This is a genomic window from Acinetobacter sp. WU_MDCI_Abxe161, assembly GCF_025514355.1.
Classification (GTDB): domain Bacteria; phylum Pseudomonadota; class Gammaproteobacteria; order Pseudomonadales; family Moraxellaceae; genus Acinetobacter; species Acinetobacter pittii_E.
Window position 1 is genome coordinate 1 of the sequence record NZ_JAHPTU010000029.1, and the last position, 5,535, is coordinate 5,535.

Below are 5,535 nucleotides of genomic sequence, written 5' to 3' on the forward strand. Positions count from 1 at the left end.
GAATAATGAGCTGGCGATGACTTACTCTCACATGGGTAACCCCACACTACCATCAGCGCTAAGAGGTTTCACTTCTGAGTTCGGGAAGGGATCAGGTGGTTCACTCTTGCTATGGTCGCCAGCACAACTGTTTATGGATACTTGCTTCGTTTTATTCACATGGTGATACGTTGCGTTTTCCAAATCTTTACAGACGGGCTGATTGAATCTTACTTTATCTGTTCATTTTAGCTAAGCGTTTAACTAAATCAAGTTGCTTTGCATGTTTATGAATCGATTGATGCTTCATATACAACTGCTTGGGTGTTGTATAGTCAAGCCTCACGAGCAATTAGTATTGGTCAGCTTCACATATCACTATGCTTCCACATCCAACCTATCAACGTCCTAGTCTCGAACGGCTCTTTAGAGGAATAAATTCCTAGGGAAATCTTATCTTGAGGTAGGCTTCCCGCTTAGATGCTTTCAGCGGTTATCCCTTCCGAACATAGCTACCCGGCGATGCGACTGGCGTCACAACCGGTACACCAGAGGTTCGTCCACTCTGGTCCTCTCGTACTAGGAGCAGATCCTCTCAAATTTCCAGCGCCCACGGTAGATAGGGACCGAACTGTCTCACGACGTTCTAAACCCAGCTCGCGTACCTCTTTAAATGGCGAACAGCCATACCCTTGGGACCTGCTTCAGCCCCAGGATGAGATGAGCCGACATCGAGGTGCCAAACACCGCCGTCGATATGAACTCTTGGGCGGTATCAGCCTGTTATCCCCAGAGTACCTTTTATCCGTTGAGCGATGGCCCTTCCATACAGAACCACCGGATCACTAAGACCTACTTTCGTACCTGCTCGACTTGTGGGTCTCGCAGTTAAGCGCGCTTTTGCCTTTATACTCTACGCGTGATTTCCGACCACGCTGAGCGCACCTTCGTACTCCTCCGTTACTCTTTAGGAGGAGACCGCCCCAGTCAAACTACCCACCAGACACGGTCCTCGTCCCGGATAACGGGACAGAGTTAGAACCTCAACATTACCAGGGTGGTATTTCAAGGACGGCTCCATTGGAACTAGCGTTCCAACTTCAAAGCCTCCCACCTATCCTACACAAGTAAGGTCAAAGTTCAGTGTCAAGCTGCAGTAAAGGTTCACGGGGTCTTTCCGTCTAGCCGCGGGTACACTGCATCTTCACAGCGATTTCGATTTCACTGAGCCTCTGCTGGAGACAGCGCCGCCATCATTATGCCATTCGTGCAGGTCGGAACTTACCCGACAAGGAATTTCGCTACCTTAGGACCGTTATAGTTACGGCCGCCGTTTACTGGGGCTTCGATCAAGAGCTTCGCTTACGCTAACCCCATCAATTAACCTTCCAGCACCGGGCAGGCATCACACCCTATACGTCCACTTTCGTGTTTGCAGAGTGCTATGTTTTTAATAAACAGTTGCAGCGGCCTGGTTTCTGCGGCTGTCGTCAGCTCAGGAAGCAAGTTCCATCACCAACAACAGCGTACCTTCTCCCGAAGTTACGGTACCATTTTGCCTAGTTCCTTCAGCAGAGTTCTCTCAAGCGCCTTGGTCTACTCGACCTGACCACCTGTGTCGGTTTCGGGTACGATTCCTGTGTAACTGAAGCTTAGAGACTTTTCCTGGAAGCATGGTATCAGCCACTTCGCTGTACAAGTACAGCTTGCTATCGGATCTCAGTATAGAGTACCCCGGATTTGCCTAAGATACATACCTACATCCTTCCACCTGGACAACCAACGCCAGGCTGACTTAACCTTCTCCGTCCTCTCATCGCATTACACAGAAGTATTGGAATATTAACCAATTTCCCATCGACTACGCCTTTCGGCCTCGCCTTAGGGGTCGACTCACCCAGCCCCGATTAACGTTGGACTGGAACCCTTGGTCTTTCGGCGAACGGGTTTTTCACCCGTTTTGTCGTTACTCACGTCAGCATTCGCACTTCTGATACCTCCAGCATACTTCTCAATACACCTTCATCGGCTTACAGAACGCTCCCCTACCACTTGACTAATGTCAAATCCGCAGCTTCGGCACATAGTTTTAGCCCCGTTACATCTTCCGCGCAGGCCGACTCGACTAGTGAGCTATTACGCTTTCTTTAAAGGGTGGCTGCTTCTAAGCCAACCTCCTAGCTGTCTATGCCTTCCCACATCGTTTCCCACTTAACTATGATTTTGGGGCCTTAGCTGGCGGTCTGGATTGTTTTCCTCTTGACTACGGACGTTAGCACCCGCAGTCTGTCTCCCGGATAGTACTCATAGGTATTCGGAGTTTGCATCGGTTTGGTAAGTCGGGATGACCCCCTAGCCGAAACAGTGCTCTACCCCCTATGGTATTCGTCCGAGGCGCTACCTAAATAGCTTTCGGGGAGAACCAGCTATCACCAGGCTTGATTAGCCTTTCACCCCTATCCACAAGTCATCCCCTGGCTTTTCAACGACAGTGGGTTCGGTCCTCCAGTTAGTGTTACCCAACCTTCAACCTGCTCATGGATAGATCGCCTGGTTTCGGGTCTATACCCAGCAACTAAACGCCCTATTAAGACTCGGTTTCCCTACGGCTCCCCTATACGGTTAACCTTGCTACTGAATATAAGTCGCTGACCCATTATACAAAAGGTACGCAGTCACACCACGAAGGTGCTCCCACTGCTTGTATGCATGCGGTTTCAGGATCTATTTCACTCCCCTCACAGGGGTTCTTTTCGCCTTTCCCTCACGGTACTGGTTCACTATCGGTCAGTCAGGAGTATTTAGCCTTGGAGGATGGTCCCCCCATATTCAGACAAGGTTTCACGTGCCTCGCCCTACTCGTCATCATTATGTGTGCCCTTTCGTGTACGGGAATATCACCCTCTACGTTCGCACTTCCCAGAGCGTTCCACTAAAACACACATAACTTAATGGGCTGATCCCCGTTCGCTCGCCGCTACTGAGGGAATCTCAATTGATTTCTTTTCCTAAGGGTACTGAGATGTTTCACTTCCCCTCGTTCGCCTTGCAACACTATGTATTCATGTTGCAATACCTACCTTAAAGTAGGTGGGTTTCCCCATTCAGAAATCTCCGGATCAAAGGATATTTGCCGCCTCCCCGGAGCTTATCGCAGGCTATTACGTCTTTCATCGCCTCTGACTGCCAAGGCATCCACCACATGCACTTAATTACTTGACTATACAACCCCAAACAGTCGTCAACACCTACAAGTGAGTGTTGTCCGTGCGATTCTTCATCGCTACTATCTGTTGTCTGTGTACTTAAACACTGTACAGCTTCAATCTAAATTCATATACCAAAACGCTTGATTCAGTTAATTTGCTAGTTCTCAATTCATTCAGATTAATTGCTTAATCTAAACTCTTGAGTGAACAATTTATTTCAGACTCAATTTTGCCAATCTGTTAATGAATAAACATGCCTTCGTCAGGTCATGCTTAATACCGTGATACTTAAATCACAGAAGTTAATAAACCAAGATCATATAATCTCTATTTACTAATTTCTGTAATCCGAACTTCTCTTAAGTTCTGGTGGAGACTAGGAGAGTCGAACTCCTGACCTCCTGCGTGCAAAGCAGGCGCTCTACCAACTAAGCTAAGTCCCCAGCTTACATCATCAGTCATGTATCTTTTTATCTATAACTTTAACCAGTCAAAGTCATGGTGGGTCTGACAAGACTTGAACTTGTGACCCCACGCTTATCAAGCGTGTGCTCTAACCAACTGAGCTACAGACCCTCAGATACATCTATGAAGAACAACTTGTTGTGGATTCTTACCAATCGTCAATCTTTCGTTAAGGAGGTGATCCAGCCGCAGGTTCCCCTACGGCTACCTTGTTACGACTTCACCCCAGTCATCGGCCACACCGTGGTAACCGCCCTCTTTGCAGTTAGGCTAGCTACTTCTGGTGCAACAAACTCCCATGGTGTGACGGGCGGTGTGTACAAGGCCCGGGAACGTATTCACCGCGGCATTCTGATCCGCGATTACTAGCGATTCCGACTTCATGGAGTCGAGTTGCAGACTCCAATCCGGACTACGATCGGCTTTTTGAGATTAGCATCCTATCGCTAGGTAGCAACCCTTTGTACCGACCATTGTAGCACGTGTGTAGCCCTGGCCGTAAGGGCCATGATGACTTGACGTCGTCCCCGCCTTCCTCCAGTTTGTCACTGGCAGTATCCTTAAAGTTCCCGACATTACTCGCTGGCAAATAAGGAAAAGGGTTGCGCTCGTTGCGGGACTTAACCCAACATCTCACGACACGAGCTGACGACAGCCATGCAGCACCTGTATGTAAGTTCCCGAAGGCACCAATCCATCTCTGGAAAGTTCTCACTATGTCAAGGCCAGGTAAGGTTCTTCGCGTTGCATCGAATTAAACCACATGCTCCACCGCTTGTGCGGGCCCCCGTCAATTCATTTGAGTTTTAGTCTTGCGACCGTACTCCCCAGGCGGTCTACTTATCGCGTTAGCTGCGCCACTAAAGCCTCAAAGGCCCCAACGGCTAGTAGACATCGTTTACGGCATGGACTACCAGGGTATCTAATCCTGTTTGCTCCCCATGCTTTCGCACCTCAGCGTCAGTGTTAGGCCAGATGGCTGCCTTCGCCATCGGTATTCCTCCAGATCTCTACGCATTTCACCGCTACACCTGGAATTCTACCATCCTCTCCCACACTCTAGCTAACCAGTATCGAATGCAATTCCCAAGTTAAGCTCGGGGATTTCACATTTGACTTAATTAGCCGCCTACGCGCGCTTTACGCCCAGTAAATCCGATTAACGCTTGCACCCTCTGTATTACCGCGGCTGCTGGCACAGAGTTAGCCGGTGCTTATTCTGCGAGTAACGTCCACTATCTAAAGGTATTAACTTCAGTAGCCTCCTCCTCGCTTAAAGTGCTTTACAACCATAAGGCCTTCTTCACACACGCGGCATGGCTGGATCAGGCTTGCGCCCATTGTCCAATATTCCCCACTGCTGCCTCCCGTAGGAGTCTGGGCCGTGTCTCAGTCCCAGTGTGGCGGATCATCCTCTCAGACCCGCTACAGATCGTCGCCTTGGTAGGCCTTTACCCCACCAACTAGCTAATCCGACTTAGGCTCATCTATTAGCGCAAGGTCCGAAGATCCCCTGCTTTCTCCCGTAGGACGTATGCGGTATTAGCATTCCTTTCGAAATGTTGTCCCCCACTAATAGGCAGATTCCTAAGCATTACTCACCCGTCCGCCGCTAAGATCGGTAGCAAGCTACCTCTCTCCGCTCGACTTGCATGTGTTAAGCCTGCCGCCAGCGTTCAATCTGAGCCATGATCAAACTCTTCAGTTAAAATCATTTTGTACCTTATTTAAAGACAAGGTACCAATTCTGGCTCATCAATTACTGACTTAAATTTCGCTCAAATAAACTTCGAGTAATTTAAACCAATCAATCAATGAAAATTATTTCGATTAATCAATCAGTAAAAATCCACACAAGTTGTTCTTCAATTCTCTTAATGAT

At 48.6% G+C, this 5,535-nt stretch carries 2 tRNA genes and 3 rRNA genes; all 5 read right to left on the reverse strand.

The annotated features are described in order from the left end of the window. Positions 1–8 precede the first annotated feature (8 nt). A 5S ribosomal RNA gene (rrf, locus tag KTI78_RS17595) occupies positions 9–123 on the reverse strand. A 187-nt stretch (positions 124–310) separates the two neighbouring features. Continuing rightward, a 23S ribosomal RNA gene (locus tag KTI78_RS17600) occupies positions 311–3,201 on the reverse strand. A gap of 354 nt (positions 3,202–3,555) precedes the next feature. Next, positions 3,556–3,631, reverse strand: a tRNA-Ala gene (locus KTI78_RS17605). Between the two features lie 56 nt (positions 3,632–3,687). After that, positions 3,688–3,764: transfer RNA gene (locus KTI78_RS17610), tRNA-Ile, on the reverse strand. A gap of 59 nt (positions 3,765–3,823) precedes the next feature. Beyond that, positions 3,824–5,361, reverse strand: a 16S ribosomal RNA gene (locus tag KTI78_RS17615). The 16S, 23S and 5S rRNA genes sit together here with 2 tRNA genes alongside, the layout of an rRNA operon. Positions 5,362–5,535 lie beyond the last annotated feature (174 nt).